Source organism: Hoylesella shahii, from assembly GCF_937990675.1.
GTDB lineage: Bacteria > Bacteroidota > Bacteroidia > Bacteroidales > Bacteroidaceae > Prevotella > Prevotella shahii.
The window spans coordinates 1-23034 of record NZ_CALKQY010000066.1; the positions used below are offsets into that span (position 1 = coordinate 1).

At 46.6% G+C, this 23034-nt stretch carries 15 protein-coding genes; 3 read left to right on the forward strand and 12 right to left on the reverse strand.

The window, feature by feature from the left end:
- Positions 1–87 precede the first annotated feature (87 nt).
- Positions 88–930: a CvfB family protein gene (locus QME03_RS09730; protein WP_281724247.1), complete on the reverse strand. Its 843-nt coding sequence runs from the start codon at positions 928–930 to the stop codon at positions 88–90.
- 244 nt (positions 931–1174) lie between these two features.
- On the opposite strand from QME03_RS09730, the gene QME03_RS09735 reads away from it, so the two are divergent.
- Complete coding sequence (locus tag QME03_RS09735; RefSeq protein WP_281724248.1) at positions 1175–2401, forward strand: uracil-xanthine permease family protein; 1227 nt, start codon at positions 1175–1177, stop codon at positions 2399–2401.
- 1135 nt (positions 2402–3536) lie between these two features.
- Here QME03_RS09735 and QME03_RS09740 read toward each other — a convergent pair.
- Together QME03_RS09740 and QME03_RS09745 are read right to left on the reverse strand one after the other, a co-directional pair.
- Entirely contained in the window at positions 3537–5843 is a 2307-nt protein-coding gene (locus QME03_RS09740) for a GH92 family glycosyl hydrolase (RefSeq protein ID WP_281724249.1), read from the reverse strand.
- A gap of 214 nt (positions 5844–6057) precedes the next feature.
- Positions 6058–6708, reverse strand: a complete 651-nt coding sequence (locus tag QME03_RS09745) for an outer membrane beta-barrel protein (RefSeq protein ID WP_281724250.1) — start codon at positions 6706–6708, stop codon at positions 6058–6060.
- 372 nt (positions 6709–7080) lie between these two features.
- Between QME03_RS09745 and QME03_RS09750 the strand changes: the two genes are divergently transcribed.
- Complete coding sequence (locus tag QME03_RS09750) at positions 7081–8097, forward strand: hemolysin activation protein (RefSeq protein WP_281724251.1); 1017 nt, start codon at positions 7081–7083, stop codon at positions 8095–8097.
- Positions 8098–8185: 88 nt separating this feature from the next.
- A complete protein-coding gene (locus tag QME03_RS09755) occupies positions 8186–10339 on the forward strand; it encodes a GH92 family glycosyl hydrolase (RefSeq protein ID WP_281724252.1) in 2154 nt (717 codons plus the stop codon).
- A gap of 347 nt (positions 10340–10686) precedes the next feature.
- Here the strand turns inward: QME03_RS09755 and QME03_RS09760 are convergent, their stop codons facing one another.
- From QME03_RS09760 to QME03_RS09800, 9 genes are all read right to left on the reverse strand, one after another.
- A complete protein-coding gene (locus tag QME03_RS09760) occupies positions 10687–11676 on the reverse strand; it encodes a YqiA/YcfP family alpha/beta fold hydrolase (RefSeq protein ID WP_281724253.1) in 990 nt (329 codons plus the stop codon).
- Positions 11677–11892: 216 nt separating this feature from the next.
- Entirely contained in the window at positions 11893–13017 is a 1125-nt protein-coding gene (gene dinB, locus QME03_RS09765; protein ID WP_281724254.1) for a DNA polymerase IV, read from the reverse strand.
- 223 nt (positions 13018–13240) lie between these two features.
- A complete protein-coding gene (locus QME03_RS09770) occupies positions 13241–13417 on the reverse strand; it encodes a phospholipase D-like domain-containing protein (protein WP_281724255.1) in 177 nt (58 codons plus the stop codon).
- A gap of 95 nt (positions 13418–13512) precedes the next feature.
- On the reverse strand, positions 13513–16107 hold the full coding sequence (locus QME03_RS09775; protein WP_281724256.1) for a TOTE conflict system archaeo-eukaryotic primase domain-containing protein: 2595 nt from the start codon (positions 16105–16107) through the stop codon (positions 13513–13515).
- A gap of 75 nt (positions 16108–16182) precedes the next feature.
- Positions 16183–17028: a LicD family protein gene (locus tag QME03_RS09780; RefSeq protein WP_281724257.1), complete on the reverse strand. Its 846-nt coding sequence runs from the start codon at positions 17026–17028 to the stop codon at positions 16183–16185.
- Positions 17018–18394, reverse strand: a complete 1377-nt coding sequence (locus tag QME03_RS09785; protein ID WP_281724258.1) for a bifunctional cytidylyltransferase/SDR family oxidoreductase — start codon at positions 18392–18394, stop codon at positions 17018–17020. The genes QME03_RS09780 and QME03_RS09785 overlap by 11 nt, the downstream gene beginning before the upstream one ends.
- 177 nt (positions 18395–18571) lie before the next feature.
- Complete coding sequence (locus tag QME03_RS09790; RefSeq protein ID WP_281724259.1) at positions 18572–19531, reverse strand: M23 family metallopeptidase; 960 nt, start codon at positions 19529–19531, stop codon at positions 18572–18574.
- Between the two features lie 691 nt (positions 19532–20222).
- Entirely contained in the window at positions 20223–21782 is a 1560-nt protein-coding gene (locus QME03_RS09795) for a sulfatase family protein (protein WP_410521770.1), read from the reverse strand.
- Between the two features lie 241 nt (positions 21783–22023).
- Positions 22024–22986, reverse strand: coding sequence for a CapA family protein (locus QME03_RS09800; RefSeq protein WP_390884118.1), 963 nt, complete (start codon positions 22984–22986; stop codon positions 22024–22026).
- Positions 22987–23034 lie beyond the last annotated feature (48 nt).

Here is a 23034-nt window from a genome sequence, read left to right on the forward strand (position 1 = left end):
TGTAGGATATATGTGCTTGCGTAAGTCTAATCGTGGCATAAAAAAAGCGCCTAACCGAGGTTAAGCGCTTGGTTTGGGGCTTGTGATTTATTTGTTCACAAGCCTTAAACCGTTTTCTTCAATGGTTATCAGTCGGCGTTTATACAAGTCGCCCACAGCTTTTTTAAACACTTTTTTGCTCACTGCAAAGCGGCGTTTGATGTCTTCGGCTTCACTTTTGTCGCCCAGATTGCAATAGCCATTGTTGTCTTTAAGATATTGCAACAGCTGTTCGGCAAAGTCGGTTGTTTGTTTTCTGCCCAGCGGTTGCAGGCTAATGTCAATCTTACCATCTGGTCTTACGCCCATGATATACCCGCGAAGACGGTCGCCAACATGCAGCGGACGGAATACTTGTGAGCGATAAGCCAGTCCGGGATAGGCGTTATCAACAATCATTTTGAAACCAAGGTCGGTGGATTGCCACACTAAAAGGTCAACTTCGTCGCCTTGTTGATAAGGCGGAAAGTCGTTGGCAAAGAAATGTTCCACCTTAGCCGAGGCCGCAATGCGGTAGCTCTCTTCGTCGATAAACACAGCCACCACGTAGCTTTCGCCCATTTCCATGCGTTGTTTTTGTTCGCGGAAGGGGCAGAAGAGGTCTTTCATCAGTCCCCAGTTAAGAAAAGCGCCATGCTCATTCACCCACGACACGTCTAAACAAGCAAACTCGCCCACTTTTGCCAGCGGTGTTTGCGTGGTTGCCACCAGTCGTTCGTCTTGGTCGAGGTAAAGAAACACGTTGAGACTGTCGCCAGGTTTGCAGCCCTTAGGCACATAACGTTTGGGCAAAAGCACCTCACCTTCGTCTCCAGCGTCAAGGTACATGCCAAAATCCACTTCTTTAACCACTTCCAATTGGTTATAATCTCCAAGTTTTATTCTTGTCATTCGCTTATTCAAAAAATTAAGTTTGCCGTTAGTGCAAATGTACATAAAAATGCTGGAAATGTATTAACTTTGCATAGATAACGTGCAATCAGGGTGAAGAAAGTGGCCTTCCTGAGCCTACATGCGGTGTTAAATGCGTTGTAAATGTGTACATTTAGCTGCAAGTGGGTGCAAATGCAGGCAGATGTGTGTGTATTCAGTGCCAACACTTCGCTTCCCTTTTTCGAACAACATCATTAACACAATGGAACAAGTACAACTAACAGCAAGTAAACGCATCATCGTAGGCGTTCAATTTCTTTTCGTGGCCTTCGGTGCCACAGTGTTGGTGCCCATACTCGTTGGGCTCGACCCCTCAACAGCGCTTCTCACAGCAGGTTTGGGAACATTTATCTTTCATTTCATAACGAAAGGTAAGGTTCCCATTTTTCTTGGTTCGAGTTTTGCTTTCATTGCTCCCATCATCTCGGCTAGCAAACAATGGGGCATGACTGGCGCTTTGGCGGGACTTGTGGGTGTGTCTTTGGTATATTTTGTGATGAGTGCTTTGGTGCGTTGGCAAGGTAAACGGGTGTTGCATAAGCTCTTTCCGCCCGTGGTTATCGGGCCAGTTATCATCCTTATTGGTCTTTCGCTCTCGCCTGCAGCTGTGAATATGGCTAAAACCAACTGGCTTTTGGCACTCGTTTCGCTTATTACGGCCATTTTGGTATTAACCCTAGGTCGTGGACTTCTTAAGCTTGTGCCAGTGGTTTGTGGTATTACCATGGGTTATGTGTTGGCTTTGTTTTTGGGCAAGGTTAATTTTCAGCCTGTTTTAGATGCTCCATGGTTTGCCCTTCCAGCCAGTTTGGAGCATTTCTCGTTGCCCCAGTTCAGCATCGAGCCCTTGCTTTTCATGATACCTGTGGCCATAGCTCCCGTTATTGAGCATATTGGCGACGTGTATGTGGTGGGTGCTGTGGCCGATAAAGATTTCACAAAAGACCCTGGATTGCATCGCACGCTTCTTGGAGATGGTGTAGCTTGTCTTGCTAGTGCTTTTTTAGCAGGCCCTCCTGTAACCACTTATTCGGAGGTAACGGGTGCAATGAGCATCACAAAAGTAACCTCTCCGGCTGTTATTCGCATCTCTGCGGCCACGGCTATTGTGTTTTCTGTTGTAGGAAAGCTAAATGCTCTTTTGCAAAGCATCCCCGAAGCGGTTCTTGGAGGCATTATGTTGTTGCTCTTTGGCACCATTGCCAGTGTGGGACTGCTCAACTTGATGCGCAATAAGGTAGACCTTAACCAAACGCGTAACATCATTATCATTGCCGTAACGCTTACTATGGGCATTGGTGGTGCAGTGCTTTCTTATAAGAATTTTGCTATTAGTGGCATCGGTTTGGCGGCTATCGTCGGCATTGTGCTCAATCTTTGCTTGCCACAAGAGAAAGAGACGCAGGAAGAAGCAGCTGAAAAGCAATAACTTCCATTATGGTGTAATGCGCTTTGCTATATAGTGTGACGTATCTCTGCAATTTATCCGGTCGGTCGTAAAACCCTGTTGCAACCCGCTTCTTATGCATATCATTTCATAAGCCAATATAGGAAGAACAGAAAACTGGTAACTCCCCTAAACAGGGTTTTAGGACTGACCCTCTTTTTACATGTGAAATGTAAATATTTTTGACGAGAGTTTAACGTAAATACTGTCTTTAAATTCAATAGTAGCTTGCTAGCACGCAAATATTCAATTCTCGCGAAGGTTTATTTACGCGAGAAAGGGAATGTGATGTAATTGCATAGAAATTGATTTTATAATGAACAAATACGCAGTTGATAGTGTTTAGTGAGCGTTTTGCAGCAAAACGCAGAACTAAATGCAGCAAAACGCAATGCTATTTGCAGCAAAACGCGAGGCTAAATGGTGCAAAACGCAAGGCTAAATGGTGCAAAACGCAAGGTGAAATGATGAAAAATGCACCACTAAATGCATAATTTTTCACGTTGTGCGGAGGTGTTGTCTTTTGTTTTTGATATAAAAAATCGACTTTTAGGGGTAAAAAGAGTATAAAAAGCCGATGTTTTAAGTACTAAAAGCTGTTTTTTGCACGATGGATTTTGGCGAACTGGTGAGTAATTAGAGAAGCTAAATGATGCAAAATGCAGCTATTGGGTCTCAAAATGCTGAAAAATAATTTGTGAACGACTGATTTTATGGCTAAAAACGATGCTTTTAGACATTGATTTTCGCTAGAATGAGTGCTAAAGAAATTGGTGTTTGTAAAATATTTGCAACTTTATTTTTTAAATGCTACTCGTTAGAACTCATACTTATTATGTAGCATTGTTGTGCAGATAGCTTGGATGATGGCCTAACCTGAGCGACTACAACAATAAATGAATACCTATGAAATTATGTGCATGAGAAGGAAGGGTTGCAAATGGTTATTACAACAGTCTCCGAATAAACACGGCGAATTACCGAAAAACATTGACTTTGCGGCTTCAGCACTTCAAAATGATGAGCCAAAGTATGGCTAAACAGCTACAGTATTATACCGATTTGCCCCACATTAACTAGGTGTAATGTGGGGCAAATCAGTATAAATAAACATTTGTTAGTGCGACCCTTTCAGTTCGAACATTAGTTTTCCGCCCTTCAATAAGTCTTGGTGCGAGATGCGATAGCCTTTAAATGGCTTGTCGCCAAGGCTGATGTTGTTGATGTAAATGTCGGAGGGTTGTTGGCGTTTGGTTTCGATAATCAATTCGTTTCGTCCCCATTGCTCTTTGTCTAAGTGGATGGTTACGCGGTTAAACACTGGTGACGACAGCGTGTAAGCAGGCTCTCCGGGGCAGTCGGGGTAAAATCCCATCATGTTAAACACAAGCCATGCCGACATTGTTCCTGTGTCGTCGTTGCCTGGTATGCCATCGGGCGCATTCTTAAAGTACTTGGCCATCAGTCGATGAAGTTCTTTTTGCGTACGCCATTCATCGCCTTTGAAGTACGAAAAGAGGTGCGGATAGGCAATATCAGGCTCGTTGGCTGGGTCGTATAGTTCTTTATCAAACACCATTTGCAGCTTTTCAACAAAGTTTTTTTGTCCACCCATCAGCTTAGCAAGACCCATTACATCGTGCGGAACATAGAAAGTGTAGTTCCAAGCATTACCTTCGTGGAAACCCGGACTAGGTTCGAAGTTCTCGCCTTGTTTGGGATTAAAGGGCGAATAGAACTTACCGTTGGGCAGAATGGGCCTAAACGTGCCATATTCTTTGCTATAATAGTGGCGATAGCCCAGCGAGCGTTTGTAGAATTGTTGTGCATCGGCTTTCTTTCCCAATGCCGTAGCCAGTCGCGACAAAGCATTATCGGCGATATAATATTCTAATGCGTGCGAAACAGAGTTATCGTATTGTTCGCGTAGTGGCACATAGCCCAGCGAGAGATAGTCGTCGTTGTCTGGACGAAGCAAGTTTTGCGGTCCAGGTGTTGTTGCTCCTTTGCGCATAGCCTCGTAAGCCGTGTTAATGTCATAGCCACGCAAGCCTTTAAGCCACGTGTCTACGATAACTGGGATAGAAGGGTCGCCCTCCATGGTGTAAGTTTCGCGGCCATAGAGTTCCCATTTGGGCAGCCATCCATGTTCGCGATACATGTCAATCATGGTCTTTACCATGTCTTTTTGGCGGTTGGGGTAAACCAATGTAAGCAGTTGGTGCACGTTGCGATAGGTATCCCACAGTGAGAACACCGTGTAACGATTTCCTTCGCGCATGGTTTTTACCTCTCCTGTTTCAAGTGTGGGATATTGTCCGTTAACATCTTGCAAGATGTTGGGGTGCAACAAGGTGTGGTAAAGAGCGGTGTAGAACACTGTTTTTTGGTCGTCTGTTCCTCCTTCTACTTCAATTTTAGAGAGGTCTTTATTCCATTTGTTGCGCGCTTCGTCTCTAATTTGTTCAAAGTCTTTGCCCTTTTGTTCGGTGTTGAGGTTTTCGCGAGCATTCTCCATGCTCACAAACGACACGCCCATGCGCACCACCACGGCTTGGTTTTCTTCGGTATCGAAGTTGAGATACACGCCAATGTCATCGCCAGCTATCTCTTTTTTATAGTTGGTGTATAGTTTGTATTGGCCGTTTTCTTTATCCCATTCGGCTTCTACGCCTGTCATGGGTCGTTGTTTTTTCCAATATCCAGTAGCCGTAGGTTTAGCATCTACGCGCATAACAAAGTAGATGGGGAACACGGCTTGCGGGTTATAGCAGAATGTTCCCAGCAATTTCATTCCCTCGTATTCGTTATCGCTCACGCGTCTAACCATAGCTCCCGTTTCGTTTGTTAGTCCTTCTCCTAGGTTAAGCAAGATGTTGCTCTTGCCTTTAGGAAACCAAAAGCGTGCGATGGAAGTGCGTGGTGTGGCTGTTACCTCGGTGCGAATGCCATAACGTGGCAGAAAATTGGAGTAAAAACCTGGCGAAGCTTTTTGCTCGGCCATCGTGCTACCATATTCCTTATAGTCTACCGAGAGCTTTCCTGTAGTGGGCATGAGCAACAACGAACCCAAATCGGGGCATCCAACGCCGCTAAGATTAACGTGAGAATAACCCGTGAAATACACGTTGTTATATTCGTAGGGGGTTGACCACCAACGGGCGTCCTTGTCAAATTTGTTGTCTGCAGAGCCCATCACGTTGAAAGGCACCACCGACATCAATCCATTTGGACACACAGCACCTGGGTTTGTGGTGCCGAAGTTAGTGGTTCCGATGAAGGCATTAACATAGTCTACGGGTTGTTTTTGCGCTTTTGCTATGCTGGGTAGCACAAAAGCGATACAAACAAGCGCAGCAAACACACTGCCACGGCTTATGCCTAGCAGCGTATGCGATGGTTTAAAGGGATGGTTTATGAGCATGTCGCTTTGTTGTTGTGATGGTTTTTGTGATGGCAAAGGCAAACGCAGGCACGCGCAATGGTGCTCAAGCGCTTGGCGAAGATTTGTGCCTGTTGGCTCGTTTCTCCGCCTTTTGCCTTTGTTCTGCAAAAATACACAAAATAAGGGACATGTACAAACATTGCCCTTCGTAAGTTAGAAGGTTGTGTTTGGGCTGTTTTGGGTGGTGTATTTGTTACAGCGAGAATTTATAACCCAAGGTGAATTGAAACACGCTGTTGTGCCCAGAGTTGGTCCATGTGCCATAGGTTACATTATTAAGTCCAAGGTTGTAGCGAGCGTCGAACACCCATTTGCGGTATTGATACGACACAGCAAAAGGCATAGACCAGTCTACCGACTGCGTTCCGGCATCGTCCCACGAGGTGTTTTCGAGCACTTTTCCCAACGAACCCTCGTATCTTCGCCCACCAATCTTTAATATCGAGTTGTCGTTTACCAATATACCCGGTTGTAATCCCACCTTGAGTTGCAGGCCTGGTGCCACAGTAAAGTGCACCATAAAGGGCAAATTGATGTAGTCGAGATGCACGCTAAGATTGTTTTTCTCATTGTTATACCATGTGGTTGTGCCTTGTTGAGAATAGATAAACGAACCCGAAAGCGTGATGAGCTGATTAACACGGCAACCCAATTCGCCACCTAATGCCAAACCAAAACGCACATCGCCGCCCCAATCGGTTATGTCGGCAATGTTAAAACCACCCTTTGGCATGATATACCATTGAGAAGAACGAGCATAACTGCGACGAACCGTGCGCCGGCGCTGTGAAAATGCGTTAATCGTAACTGCTAAAAGCAGGGCAATCATTAAAATCTTTTTCATAAATTCTTGTGTTATAGTCTAAATATAAAGTAAAATTTAAATAACAAATGCAACGCACCGTAATCGCGTGTGCAGATATTTTTAAGGTGCTCTAATCCTATACGTTGCAAAGGTATGTATTTTTTTGATGCGACAGTAAATTAGTCGCGTTTTTTAAACTTGTTTTGCATATGCCAAAATGTAAGTGAAAGGCGCAAAATTTGTTCATGCCAATAAAAATATTTATCTTTGCACTAAAGGGTTTGAACCGCAAAGTTCACCCCGATAACTGCAACATTTGATGTGAGCCACAACAGCTAGCAGCTCCCTTTAATCCAAAGGGTGAAGCAAAGCTGAACAAAAGGCCATAATAACAAACTGGATTGTACGCTTATGAAGCATGCCGCAAAGATTGATGTTGCTGTGTTGCTGCTCTTTTTCAATCGGCCCGAACCTTTCGAAAAGGTGTTTAAGGCGGTGAAAGAGGCTCGACCATCGCGACTTTTCTTGTACCAAGACGGACCACGAGGGGCTAAGGATATGCCTGGCATTGAGGCCTGCCGACGCATTGCCGCCGACATCGACTGGGAATGCGACGTGAAACAGCTATATCAAGAACGCAACTATGGCTGCGACCCCTCGGAATATATCTCGCAAAAATGGGCTTTCTCTATGGCCGATAAGTGCATTGTGCTGGAAGATGACGATGTGCCTACACAGAGTTTCTTCCCCTTTTGCAAAGAAATGCTCGACCGTTACGAACACGATGAACGGGTGTGGATGGTGGCTGGATTTAATAGCGACGAACAAACTCCTGACGTGCAGGATGATTATTTCTTTACTTCGGTGTTTTCTATATGGGGCTGGGCCTCGTGGAGAAGAGTTATCGATACATGGGATGCCGACTATCGGTTTATGGACGACCCACAAACGCTGGCACAACTGCAACAACTCATCGCGCAAAGAAAGCTGCGCCCTGATTTTCTTAAGATGTGCGCCGACCATAAGGCTAGCGGAAAAGCCTATTATGAAACGATTTTCTGGGCCTCGATGCTGCTCAATTCGGCCGTGGCCATCATGCCAACGCGCAACCAAATTAATAATATCGGGGTGATAGAAGATTCTACACACTTCTCTACGCTTAACACTATGCCTGCACCTTTGCGCCGAATTTTCACCATGAAGCGCATCGAGCAGCAGTTTCCGCTTAAACATCCAGCTTATATCATCGAGCATGTGGCCTTTAAAGAGCGCGTTTATCGCCGACACGCATGGGGACATCCCTGGATTAAAACGCGGTATGCCTTTATCGAACTGGGACTAAACCTGCGCCACGGCAATTTTAAACAGATTGGTAAGTCGATGACTAAACGACTGAGAATGTGGCTGGGCATGGAGAAACATCGCTAACATAATGCTACACACAACGGTGTTTTTGCAAACAATACTAAACAAATCCAACCAACAATAGCAAGATAACAAATATAAAATTACAAATATGACATTCAAAAAATTCTTTGCTCTGGTGGCTTTCCTAACTGTTGGGATGGGCGCTTGGGCGCAAAACTTTACCCAATACGTTGACCCCTACATTGGTACTGGCGGACATGGGCACGTGTTCTTGGGCGCTAACGTGCCTTACGGACTGGTGCAGGTTGGGCCTACGCAATATAAACGCGGTTGGGATTGGTGCTCGGGCTACCATTATAGCGACTCTGTTATCATTGGTTTTGGGCAAATGCACCTTAGCGGAACGGGCATTGGCGACTTGGGCGACATTGCTTTGCTACCTCTAACCGATGCTTCGCAACGCGATGTGATGTTCTCGCACAAAGGCGAACACGCACGTCCAGGCTATTATTCGGTGATGTTGAAGTCGGGCGTAAAGGTAGATCTCACTGCCACTGCTCGCGTGGCGTTTCACCGTTACAGCTATCCCGCCGACGCTCAAACGGCTTTCGTGGCCTTAGACCTTTCGCAGGGTATTGGTTGGGACAAGATGACGAAGAGCGCTTTCAAACAAAATTCGCCCACAGAGGTGTCGGGTTATCGCTATTCCACGGGTTGGGCTAAAGACCAACGCGTGTATTTCGTGGCGCAGTTCTCACGACCTGTAAACATTGCTAAGGCTCAAGGTGACAGCTTGGCTGTATTTTCTACATCCAATAACGATGAACCACTGCTGGTGAAAGTGGGTATCTCGCCTGTGAGCGAAGACAATGCACGCGCTAATATCGCTGCCGAACTGCCCTCGTGGGACTTCCGTGGCACGGTGGCTAAGGCCAACCAGGCATGGAATAATGAGTTGGGCAAGATTGTTATCACCACCGACGACGATGCTGCTCGCCGCACTTTCTACACGGCCATGTATCATTCGATGTTCGCTCCCTCGGTGTTTAGCGATGTTAATGGCGACTATCGCGGAGCCGATGGTAAGGTGTATCACGGCGATTTCAAAAACTACACCACCTTCTCGCTGTGGGATACCTATCGCGCTGCCCATCCGTTAATGACCATTATTCATCCCGAAAAGCAACGCGACATCGCTCAAACCATGCTGCATATCTACGAACAGCAAGGCAAATTGCCTGTTTGGCATCTCGTGGGTAACGAAACAGATTGCATGGTGGGCAACCCTGGCATCCCTGTGCTTATCGACTTGGCTCTGAAAGGCTTTGATGTGGATAAGAATAAGGTGCTCGAGGCTGCTAAAGCTTCGGCTATGCGCGATGAGCGTGGAATGGGTTTGCTCAAGAAATATGGCTATCTGCCTTGCGATCTCGACCCCGAATACGAAACTGTTGCTAAAGGTTTGGAATACGCTTTGGCTGATGCAGGCATCGCAAAACTGGCTAAACAGCTGGGACGAACAGATGATTACAACTATTTCTATAAGCGTAGCCAATCGTATAAAGACCATTACTTCGACAAAAACACGGGCTTTATGCGCGGTAAAACATCCGAAGGCAAGTTCCGCGAACCATTCGACCCCTTCAATTCGGTGCATCGTCAAGACGATTATACCGAGGGTAACGCTTGGCAATATGCTTGGCTGGTGCCTCACGATGTGCACGGACTGGTGAAATGTTTTGGTGGCGAGAAGCCTTTCGTGGCAAAACTCGATTCGCTCTTTATTCTTGATGGTAAGATGGGGGCCGATGCGTCGCCCGACATATCGGGACTTATCGGCCAATATGCTCATGGCAACGAACCCAGTCACCACATTATCTATATGTACAACTATGTAGGCATGCCCTGGAAGGCTGCTCCTAAGTTGCGCCAGGTGATGAATACGCTCTACAGCGACGGCATCGACGGACTGAGTGGTAACGAAGACGTAGGCCAAATGTCGGCTTGGTACATCCTCTCTTCTATGGGCTTGTATCAGGTTGAACCTGCTGGAGGCAAGTATATCTTTGGTTCGCCTCTCTTTAATAAGGTTGTTGTGAACGTGGGCGGTGGCAAAACATTTACCATCGAGGCCAAAAACAATAGCGCTAAGAACATCTATATCCAAAGTGCTAAGCTCAACGGCAAACGTTATACTCGTTCGTACATCGACTATAAGGATATTATGAAGGGTGGAACACTCGAATTTGTGATGGGCGACCAACCTTCTACTTTCGGTACAAAGGTTAGCGACAGACCTTAATCACTGCGTTTGGGCTTGGTGCTTGTGGCACGTTTGCCCTGCAAATACTGATAATGGCGTTGGAGTATGGCCTCTATTGGGCTGCTCCAACGCCATTGTTTATTTGCGCTTGTACTTGTGCCAACACTCGCAGCCCATGGTTTTGGGGCTGATGTAGCTTGTCGGTGGCAAGGCAAAGTGCGTGCTTGCTCTGCCTAAGAAAAGCTAAAAGAAGGGTAAGCAGTTGCTATTTCTACCGTACAAGATAGCTTGTAGCCACGCTACAAACTGCTTGTACGAGAACTTAAACGCACAACGCAACGCGTAAACGCTTTCTTTGTGCTAGGCCAAGACGGGTGAAAGGCGGGTTATTGTCCGCCAAGGCGTTCGAAAAACACAATCACATCATCCCATGTTTTGAGGTCGTTACCGCCAAAAAGGATGGACGAACCAAGGAAGTTTGGGTGTTCGTGGCGCGAGATAAGATAGTCGCCATACAGCAAGTTGGTGTTGTTGGCAAACACCACCCTATTAAAAGCTGGCGCATTGAGGTGCTGTTGCACCCACGCCATCTGCCCTGTAAGGCTATTGGGGGCATTGGTTGGCGAGGGTGCCAGTATGTAAACATCATAACGTTCGATAAGCATTTCGTAGGCTTTGTGCATGCTGGGCAGTGGCTTTTGGTAGCTATCGGCCATTGTATTGGTGTCGATAAACACGATGGGGCGTTGTCGGCCCGTTTGATTATCGTCTATTTGGCGTATCAATGGCAGAAGATAGTGCATGGCCACCTTGTCTGTTAGTCGGTGACCACCATGAAAATGAATGGCCGTGGGGTAGTGTTGGGCAAAGAGGTCGAAGGTGTCTACACTTGTATCTTCGTCGCCGAACAGTCCTGTTACGCGTTGCTGTTCGGCTTCGTCAATGCCATCGAACAACAGTGTTGTAATTTCTTTATATTCGTTTACCAAGGCTTTGGTTACGATAAAGTCTTGAATGCCGTCGGCTCTAGGGTTCTGAAAAGTTTGTTTGCCCACCATGTTGTGCTTCACCATCGTGTCGCCCATCTCGAAAGCTGGGTTAATGAGTATGCGTTCAAAGCCTCTTAGCATCTCGGTGTACATGCCGCCCATTGATGTTCCGATGATGAGGTGGGGTTTTTCGGCATCGCACGTTTGCTTTAATAGGTCTAAAGCCTCAGCGGGATGTAAAGGAAGGTCGGGCGCAATCACGGTGGCCGCTGGCATAAGTGTGCGCAGCAGCGTAACCGTTCCCGACTGACCCGACGAGCCGAAGCCGTGAACGTACATTATTTTTTTGCCCTCCATGAGGGCGGGATATGTTATTGTTGGGTTCATTTTTAATGAGGATTTTTTTAGGAGTTATGGAGTTAAGGAGTTACCGCTCGCTTTGCTCGTTAGGAGTTAAGCCTATTCTTGAGGAGTTAAGGAGTTAAGGAGTTATCACTTGCTTTGCTCGTTAGGAGTTAAGGCGTATGCATGGGAGTTGAGAGGTTAAGTTGTAGTTACTCTGCAACAAGACTATTGGCTTAATTCCTTAACTCCTATAACTCCTCAAAAATAACTTCTTAACTCCTCAAAAGAACTCTCCTTCTTAAAAGGCAATTCAAGTTGTATCCATTGTGGGCGATGAGGGGTGTCGTCGATGTTAGAAACCTGCACGCCAAGAAGTCTTACAGGGCGTTCTGTGTAGTCCACTTCTCTTAAAAGAGCCTTTGCTACGGGCAAGATATCATCCTTTTTCAGAAGTATGTGGGGCACAGTTCGGCTGCGTGTAATCTGTGTAAAGTTGTAGAACTTCACTTTTAGCGTGAGTGTTCTGCCCTTAAAATCGTTCTTTTTGAGGCGTTCCACCAGTTCTAGCACCAAGCGATAGAGTTCGGTGAGTAGCACGGTGGGGTTAGAACTGTCTTCTTCGAACGTGCGTTCGCATCCCACCGACTTTCTTATCCAGTGCGGTTCAACAGCTCGGTTGTCGATGGCGCGGGCAAAGTTATAGTATGTTTCGCCAGCCTTTCCAAACACTTGTTGCAATCTCAGACGCGAGAGTTGTCGTAAGTCGGCACCGTTGAAGATGCCCATAGCGTGCATCGTCTCGGCTGTTTTATGCCCCACGCCCCAAAAGTCGGTGATGGGCAGATTGTCTACAAAGTGTATTGCGCGACTGGGATGTATCACCGTGATGCCGTCGGGCTTGCGAAAGTCGGATGCCACCTTAGCCAAAAACTTATTGAACGACACCCCTGCCGAAGCCGTGAGTTGCAGTTCGGTGCGAATTTCCTGCCTTATGCGTTGCGCAATGTCAACGGCTAGGTCGATATTTAGTTTGTTTTGCGTAACGTCTAGGTAGGCCTCGTCTAGCGAAAGCGGCTCAACAAGATCGGTATAGCGGTGAAAAATCTCGTGAACCTGCTGCGACACCTGTTTGTATTTTGCAAAATTGGGTGGCACCAATATTAGTTCGGGACACAATCGCTTAGCCTGTACGCCCGACATGGCCGAGTGCACCCCATACTTTCGTGCCTCGTAGCTAGCCGTACAGATCACGCCACGACGTTCTTCGCTACCAATGCCCACGGGTTTTCCACGCAGCGAGGGGTCGTCGCGTTGTTCCACCGAGGCATAGAAGGCGTCCATGTCTATGTGAATGATTTTGCGATTGAAGTCTTGCGCAGGCATATCCAGTTGTTGTTGGGGCGAAACGCCATTGCAAAGTTAGTTATTTTTTGGGGATAAAGGGATGATAAACGATACCAATAGCAAGGAAAAGTCACGAAGAATTGCTATCTATACCTTTCTTTTTTAGCTCTATTATCATTTTCGTGAAGTCACGAAAATGATAATAAGCTTTAGCTTCAAGCACCTTACACTTTCTCATTATAGAATTGAGCGTATATGCAAATCACTCCGTATCTAGCACAGCATCTAACAGCTGATTGGCTATTTGTGTGTCGCATATACGCATAATGCTTGAGTCTACAGCACCTTGCCCAAATAAATTGATATCACCATACCAAACAATACGGCGATCTATTATCGCGCATTGCACTGATAGATTTTCGTGTTGGTATGTATCCATACCGAGACAATTCTCTTTCCCACTATCAGTGTGCATGTTGTTGGTGTGTAGGGCAACCTCTATCCCATTGCGTTGTAGCTCGTTTAAGGTAGTCGTTAGCCAGTTCGCGCGCGTTTACATCTTAGTTTTGGGCAGGCCACCAAAATACTGTTTTGCGCTGCAATCAGGTCGCGCTTGAATGGGGCGAGATAGGTCGTGGCATTGAACAGCAGTTCGTTTGTCGTTTGTTCTTCCATGATTTTGCCTTTCGGGCGACTGTAACCAACGGCAGCATAACCTCTTAACCGTTTGCGATACATGTTTTCGCACAACGGAATACGAATGTCTACGTAGTCGTATATACATACTTCGTGTTTGCCATCACTGTCGCGATGTAACCGACCAGCATATTGCGCCACACTACCTTTCCACGAAATGGGGAGCGTTAGAAACAAGGTGTCGAGCCTGGGGTAATCGAAACCTTCGCCCACATATTTACCTGTGGCCACGATTACAAGACTATCGGTTGGGTTGATAGTTTTTAATTGCTCCATCTCTAGTCGTTTGTTCTTGGCAGAATCTGCACCAATAAGGGTTATCACATGAGTGGCAAATGGCGAAAGTAAGCGTGCAAGCTGCCGCACATGCACCGTAAGGCTACTCAGTACGAGTGGTGTTCGACCTTCAGATAATGCTGTTTTCACGTCTTCCACAATGAGTCGGTTTCTCTGTTCGTCGGTCGACATGGCCTCTATCATTTGCGCATAGGTGGAGAGATTGGCTGAAAAGGTGCGGTAAGACGTGAATCGGGGTATCAATCTGCGTGTAAACTCTTGTTTGTCTATCTGGCTTTGGGCGTCTACCGTGTACCTTATCTTACCGCATTGCATGAAGATGATGGGTTGATGTCCCTCTTTGCGGAATGGTGTAGCGGTCAAGCCGTAAACATATCGTGCCTTGACGTTCCGCAAGACCTGTTCGAAGCTCACGGCAGGAACATGATGACATTCGTCTACGATAATCATACCGTAGTCTTGTACGAAGGCTTTCGCTTCACCATTGTGTAGGCACGACTGTATCATGGCAATGTCGACAACACCTCTCAAAGAGTCTTTGCCTGAGTAAAGTTGGCCGATAGGCAACCTGTTTTCGTTCTTGTTGTCTGTTTCCGTGTCGTCCTGTGCTGGCTTTATTGGTGCAAGGAACGTTTCTAACTGCCGTTTCCACTGGTCGAGCAGCGACCTGCGATGCACCAAAACCAATGTGTTTACCCTGCGTTGGGCAATCATGGCTATGGCCAGAACGGTTTTTCCAAAGGCTGTTGTGGCCGAGAATGTACCTGTTTCATGGGCCAGCATGTGGTTTAAGGCTTCTTGTTGCTCTTCGCGAAGGATGCCCGTGAACCTCACGTCGATGTTGCTGCCGTGGCAAGTGTGGTCGTTAATAGTGATGCTTACGTTGTTATCCCGTAGTATCTGTTGTACGTCGTCTTCACAACCGCGAGGTAGGGTAAGGTAATTAGGGGTTAGTTCGGAACAGGAAATGATACGTGGGATGGCGTAAGTAGGCAAACGCATGGCTTGTTTGGCATAAAACTCGGGGTTGCGAAAGGCTGCAATGCGCTTAAAAAGGTTGATGGCCTTTGGTGATAAGCCCTCAAGTGGGATGTAAAGCATGTTGGCTTTGGTCAGTGTGACAGACGTTGGGAAGTCTGATGAGCCTATCATAACAGGCTTTGGAGAGTTCCACGGTGTGTCCTCGTTACTCTTTGTTAGTTCGCTAAATTCAAAGGAATTATGTGTTTGCAGTATTTCGTCAACAGCACTTTCAGTTATCTTGACTACTTCCAACAGTATTTTCCATTGGTCGGAATAGGCATTAAATGCTTCGTCTACAAAAACACTATTACCGTTTCTCCGTGCTAGCCCTTGCAATGGCAATGCCACTAAGTTGCCAAATCCGCCTTTGGGCAGCGTGTCTTGGTTTGGGAAAAGGCGATCGTATGACTTAAACGAGAACCGCATTTCCTTGTTCATCGCCTCTGCAAGTAAGGCATTGCCCAATTGTCTGGCTTTAACGGCGGTGATGGCTGTAGTGAAGAAAATCCATACATGTGCTCCGTTGCCCGACCGCGACCGTTCTATATAACATGGTATGCCCCATTCTTTGCACACGCCCGCGTATGCTAGCACGTCGTTTTTATACCCATGCTCGCAGTTTTTATCGTCAAAGTCGGCACAAAGAAAATGGCAAGTGTTATCTTCCAAGATGGGATAAAGGCCGATAACATCGCGTCCATGTTCGTCTTTCCCTGCAAGGTGGTTGTATAGGTGTTCATAAGTTAAAGGTGCAAAAAGACGGTTGGGACAATCTGCACAGCGATATTTGCGTTTGTCGCAATATTGTCTGTCCCATTCCCGTTGGCAAACGGGCTGATAGCCTGCCTTTCCCGTGAGGCTATGCCATCGTTTGGCGAACACGTCGTTGCGGCCTTTAAACAGGCTTTGGAACAATAACACCTTGTCTCTTAATGAAAGTTTGCAGTTGGAAAGAGGTTTGTTGTATGGCTGTAAGGCGATTGCTGAGCACTTGTTTTCTTCAAGCGTGATGCCATGTTTTGCTAAAAGCGATTTAAGTCTTTCGTTTTCGGCCTTCAATTCGCGTATCTGTTCTAAAGCTGATGTTGTTTCGTTGTGCTTGTTTGCATCCATATCTAAAGATGTTTAAGTCTTCAATTTAGCAAACACACATGATGTATATGCACCTAATGGTTTGTTAAGACAGTTTCACCCCTCTTCTCCAATCCTTTCTTCTCCCTCTTCTTCCAGTGTCTCTAACACAAAGATGGCATGGATTTTGCGTTTCTCTACGGGTGGAATGTCCATGTAATTGCGGTAGAGGTCTTTGAGGTAGGCGTCTGGATTGCAGGGGGCCATGAATTGTTTGCCCTCGAAAGTGATTTCGGTGAGGGGGAAAATGCTGTCTTGACGGTGCATAATGCCGTAGCCGTTGTTGTGTAGGATATTGGATATATAGGTGTTGCGGTTACGGTTTAGGGTGCATAGCAGAGCCCAAGCGGTGCGGCAGATGGCGTATTTTGCACCGAACCAAAAGAATTCGGCAAACGAACGAAGGCTGTAATGGTGGGCTTTGTGCAGGATGGAATAGCTGCGCGAGATGCCCAGCGTTAGCTTTTTAACCAGCTTACGCGAAAGAGTGGGGTAGGCGATAAAGGGAAAGATGTCTACAAAAAGCCCCTTTTCGTAGTTGTGCGAGAAGTCGTCGCCTGGTTCAACGAAGAACGAGTTGAGGTCGCGCACCTTGGTTATGGGTTCTTTGAGGTGCTTGTCTATCAGCGGTGACTGCACGATAAGACCTTTAGGTAACTCTTTTTGCGCCACTTCAACAAAGCGTTGCATGTCGGCTTTGTGCATGGCGATGTCTATATCGTCGTCCCAGGGAATGAAACCGCCATGCCTTACCGCGCCCAATAGTGTTCCGCCGTCAAGCCAATAAGGAATGTTATGGCGTTGACAGATGGCGTGAATGGCTTCGAGAATGGTGAGTTGCTTTAGTTGACAGGCTCGAAGGTGGCGTTGTTTGAAACGTTCGAGGTGTGTGTTAGCGGTCATCGTGTGCCCTCCTAACGTCTATCACCAGTCCTGTATCGTCAGAAAGCAAGGTGCGCACAGTTGCTTCAGCCACTTTTTCAGATGTAAGTAGCGTGTTGTCAGGTTCAATTCCGAAGTTCTTTACGCGCATGGGCGTCTTCGTTCTTTCGGGATTGATGCAATTGATGCGAATGCCGTCGGCCTCCCATTCTTGTGCAACAGCCTGCACAAAGTTAACGATGGCAGCCTTGGTAGACGAGTAAATGCTGTAGAAAGCGCGCCCACGTGTGTACGAAGAGGAGGTGAAAAACACCAGTCGACCATTGCTTTGTTTGAGGAAAGGGTAGGCGACAAGGGCTACATTCACGGTTCCCATGTAGTTGGTTTGTACGCTATAGACAATGTCTTCGTAGTTCATTGTGGCCAAAGGTTCCTTTTGTAGCAGTCCAGCAGTGTTGACAACGTAATCAATTCGCCCTTCTTCTTTTGCCACTTCTGCAAAGGCGCGCACTACATCGTCTTTGTTTCCTACGTCTATTCCGTTGCTGCTACGCGAGAAACAATGCACCTTTGCACCTCGTTCGGTCAGCATTTTGGCTGTGTCGGCACCAATTCCGTAACTGCCGCCAAACACAATGGCCACCTTTCCTGCAAGCGAAACTTGGGCAAGGTCGATGCGTTCGGCTTCGGTGTTGCGCAGTTGGAACAGCTTATCCAACATGTATGTGTCTTCTTTGTAGGTGAGTTTCATGTTGCTTTCTTCGCCTTCCACCACGTAGATAGGCGTTTGTGGCAGGTATTTTTTCACCACACCGCAATCGTCAGTGGTTTTGAAATTGGGGTCGAGTAGTGCTTTTTCGTAAGCCTCTTTAATCACATTAAGGTCGAAGGCCTGTGGCGTTTGTCCGCGACGAAGACGCGAGCGGTCGGGGATATTGCTAATAAACTCGCCCTCCACCTCGATAATCGTATCGGCCGAAGGCATGGCCACATCTATTGCCGAGTAGTTTTTTAAAGCCTCCACCACATCGTTAAGGATGCGATGGCTAACCAAAGGTCGCACGGCATCGTGGAAGATGAGATTTACATCTTCGTTTTCGTAAGCTTTAATGGCCGAGAGGCTCGATTCATATCTTTCGCTTCCGCCTTTAAGAATGCGTTTCACTTTGGTCCATCCGTTTTTCAATACGATGTTTTCGATGTCTGCAATGAGCATGGCATTGCTCACAATGGCAATCTCGTGGATATGATTGTTACGTTCAAACACATCTACCGTGTGTTCGATAACCATTTTTCCTGCCACCTTGAAAAATTGTTTGGGTGTGGTGATGCCTAATCTTTTTCCCACTCCGCCCGCCAAAACAACGGCGATGTTACGTTTTGCCATATTGATGCGTTTGTGTTTCTTTGTATGCAAAGGTAGTGTAAACTTAGTGATTAGGCAAGTAAGAAGGCAAAAAAGCGGAGTATGTGAGTGTCTATTAAATAGCAATAGCGGACAAACCATTGCTGGTGTGTCCGCTATTGTGTTGTTTGTATAAGCTTAAGAAGGCCATTTGGGGTATTATGAATACCTTAAAATCTGTCCAGGTCGTACCTTATCGTTGCGACGCATGTGGTTAAGTCGGCAGATGGTATCGACGCTTACGCCACGTTTTTCGGCAATAGAAGCCAGCGTTTCGCCCGAAGCCACTTTATGATAGAGCTTTTCGGCCGTGTTGTATAAAGGTACTTGTGGTGTATCTTCTCTATCTCGGCCCACTTTACCGTACACATCTTCTTTGTTATAACCACCATGACCAACAACGCCACGTAGCTGAGTAGCCTCGGCCGAAGCCATTTCGTAGGTAGAACGACGGAACATGTAGTTGTCGGCTACCACGTCTTGAGCCCTGAAGTCGAAAAATAATGCGGGGTTAAGTGCCACGCCACAGAGGCGCGTTTCGAAGTGAAGGTGTGAGCCAGTGCTTCGTCCGGTGTTGCCACCCAGGCCTATTGGGTCTCCCGCTCTTACATCTTCGTTCTCTGCAACCAATTGTTTAGAGAGGTGTCCGTAAATTGTTTCCAGACCGTTAGGATGCCTAATCACGATGTATTTGCCGTATCCTGCAGCCTCGTATTTCACGATACGCACCTTGCCAGAGAATGCTGCGCGAATGGTGTCGCCAATATAAACCTTAATATCTAAGCCTTTATGTTGGCGGCCCCAGCGACTTCCGAAGTTACTTGTAACAACTCGGCTAGGTGTGGGCATACAGAAATGACGGAGGTTGATGAGAAAAGAGTCGGGCAGTGCCGTGATGTTGTGGGTGCGAGTATTGTCCCACGAGTCGTATAGACTCGCTGCAGGCGACATCGCAGCTTCTTTTCTTAGGATGTTTTGCAGTGCAAGTGTGTCCACCGATTTCATCTTTCGGTCAACGGGTGCTTGTCTTGCCAGCAGGTCTTGCGCGGCCATGGGTGTGGCGCACATGGCGAGCAGTGCTGTAAAAGCAATCGATTTAATTGTTCTTTTCAGTCTCATTGTACTTTATTTAGGTGCAACATGGGCGAAATTAATGATGGTATTAAAATTCGCTTGCTAAACCATTTTTGCATGGTTGTTGATAGTTATGTGTCAAAAGACTTTGCAAATATAGCGAATATTTACCTAAAATCGCACGTTTTATGTGCTTTTCTTCAATAGTTAACATGTTCGAGAGCAGGGCTTATTTTAGCTGAAAGCCTTTATTTATGGCCTAAAAGAGGATGGTATGTAATATTTTACGTTATAATTTATTAACGTTTAATTCCTTGATTTGGACATAATTTTTCCCCTTTATTAATGCATTGTGTGCCTACACTGCAATGTTTTATTGTTGTATATGATTGCAAAAATATGCGAAATTATATCGCGTTTGCGTCTTTTTTATTAGTGCTTATTTAAGTTGGGCTTACTGTTATGGTGTGTGTTTTAGATTACTTGTTTTGGGTTGTGTATATATAAGGTGGTGAATGCTTGCATGTGAATGTGAATTTTGTTGAAACTTTTTTACATTTTGGGGCTGTTTTGCACATATCTAGGCAGAATGTGCGATTATTGTTGTTGTGAATGTGGTTCGAAAGGGGGGAAGTTATTCCCTCTTTGGGGCAAAAGTGTAAACACCAGTGCATCCCCTTGCCAGGCATAAGCGTAGGGCGAAGGGGATGCACAGCGGGTGAGTATAGGGCTAACCTTAGTTTTTTGCTCTTATTGGGTCGTTGTATTGCATTTGCAATCGTAGTAATTCTTTCTTGAGATTGCGCGTGATGGCTTCCGTTCCTGGTTTACCATACATGTTGTTAAGCTGCGAAGGGTCTTTCTTCAAGTCGTAAAGTTCCCACGAGTCGATATCATCGTAAAAGTGAATAAGCACGTAACGGTTGGTCTTAACCCCATAGTGGCGGCACACGTTGTGCTCATCGGGGAACTCGTAATAATGGTAGTAGAGCGACTTGCGCCATGGCACGCGTTTGCCTTTGAGTAGTGGCAGCATCGAAACACCTTGAATGTCGCTGGGCACTTTCGCGCCAGCAAGTTGTAAGAAGGTGGGTGCATAGTCAATGTTTTGCACCATTTCGTTTACGTCGCCATGCTTTCCGCCAGGCAAATACATTAGTAACGGTGTGCGGAACGACTCTTCGTACATGAAACGTTTATCAAACCATCCATGTTCTCCCATGTAAAAACCTTGGTCGGAGGTGTACACAATGAGTGTGTTGTCTAGCAGATTATGCTCGCGCAGGTAGTCGATTACGCGCCCCACATTGCGGTCAACACTGTGGATAACGCGCAAATAGTCGTGCATATAGTTTTGATATTTCCATTCGGCCAATGCATTACCCGTGAGTTTGTCTTCCTTAAACTTCTTGATTATGGGGTCGTAATGTTTGTCCCATTGTTCTCTTTGCGAGGGCGACATACGGTTATGTGCCTCTCTTCCCCATTTTTCGAGCCACTTATTAGAATGTATTTCGTTTTCGCGGTCGGCCATTTTCAGGTCGTACACCAGGTCCATATCTTTAATGATGCTCATTTTTTGTTTGGCTGCAGCCTGTCGTCCTTCGTAGTTGTCGTAGAAAGTGGCGGGCAGTGGATAAGTTCTGTCGGCGTAAAGGTCGAGGTCGCAGGTGTCGGGATTCCACACACGGTGTGGTGCTTTATGATGAAGCAGCAGACAGAAAGGTTTTTCTTTGTCGCGTTTGTTTTCAAGCCAGTCGAGCGCAACGTCGGTAATGATGTTGGTTACATAACCTGGTCGTCTCAAGTTTTTGCCATTACACTTGAAGTCGGGGTTGTAATAGTCGCCCTGTCCGATAAGAATATCCCAGTAATTAAATCCTGTTGGTTCGGATGCAAGATGCCATTTACCAATCATTGCCGTTTGGTAGCCTGCCTTTTGCAGTAGTTTGGGGAAGGTTTGTTGGCTGCCATCAAAGGTCTTGGTGTTATCGGTAAAGCCGTTAGCATGACTGTGTTTGCCTGTGAGCATACAAGCACGCGACGGACCGCTAAGCGAGTTGGCCACATAACTGTTGGTAAATCGCACGCCATTGTTAGCAATCCAGTCGATGTTTGGTGTTTCAATAAACCGCTTGTCGTAAGCGCTAATGGTTTGATACGAGTGGTCGTCGCTCATGATATACACGATATTCATGGGCTTTTTTTGCTGAACCTGCTTTGTTTGGGCCATTGTTTGAGCCACTGGTGCAAGCAGAGCTGCTCCTGTTAGAGACAGTGAGAGGTTTTTGTTCATTGTTTGAAAAGGCGATATGTTTGTGTTGAGCTGCAAAATTAGCAATATAATAAGGAAAACAAAACACTTAGACCAAATAATTGTGTGCCCCAACAGCGAGAAGATGCTGGATGCCTTATGTTTTAATGGCGATAAAGAGAGGGGAAAATGGTGATAAGCAGTTGAGAGAATAATGATAAAACCATGCGCCGAGATGGCATTTCAAGGTGTGAAGGGCAGGGGACTGGCGCTAAAAGCATGTCTATGGATATGTCGCAACCATCTCGGGCACACAGTTGTTTATCTCTATGGGGATAGTTTCAACGCGCGCATCGTTCGGCGTAACCACCAATTTAACCACGCAAGCCCGTGTGTTGAGGGGTTTGGTTTGGTCGAAAATAAAGTTGCCGATGCTATAATATATGGTGCTTGTTTTATATTGTTCGATGGTTTGAAGGGTGTGGGTGTGGTGGCAAACAAGGAGGTTGGCGCCTGCACCAACCAGTAAACGCGCTTGTTGGCGTTGTTGCGCCGAGGGTGTTAGTTGGTGTTCGGTGCCCCAATGCAAACTCACCACGATGTAGGCGTTGGGTTCGGCAAGGCGCAAACGCTTGATGCGAGTCACCAATGTGTCGAGCGACTCATGACTAACGCAGGGTTTATGGGGCAGATACGCAAAGTTTTCGAGGGGCAAGCGCAGCGAAGCAAGGATGTAAACGGGGCGCGGATGGGTGGCTAGCACAAGGGGTTGCGAGGCCTGTTGCTGGTTTTGTCCTGCTCCAAAGGGTATCATCCCCGCCAATTTGATGTTCCGGTGAGTGTCTATCAAGGCGTCTCGGCCTTGGTCTATGCTGTGGTTGTTGGCCAAATTAAGGTGGGTAAATCCATGTTTGGCTAGCATTTGTAGCCATTCGGGTTCGCCTCTGAAGACGAAACGTTTAAAAACGGGTTGCTTAATCTTTGTTGTGGGGCATTCAAGGTTGCCCACGATGTAGTGCGATTGGTTGAAAAACTGTTGCAATTTGGGTCCAACAAGGTTGTTCAGCCCTAAATATTCGATACGCTTACGCACACCGCGGTCGAGCAGTATGTCGCCTGTAAAAACCACAGTGAGCGAGTCGGCGCTCTGCGCTTTCACACCACAGTGACTGAAAAAAGCAAGGCATAACAACACTAACACACCGCGCCAAAGATGCCCAATATGCAAAAATAACGTGCACCCCATAGCCTTTGAGGGCGTTAGGGGTGCGACGTTGGAGTGTTGAGATGCTTT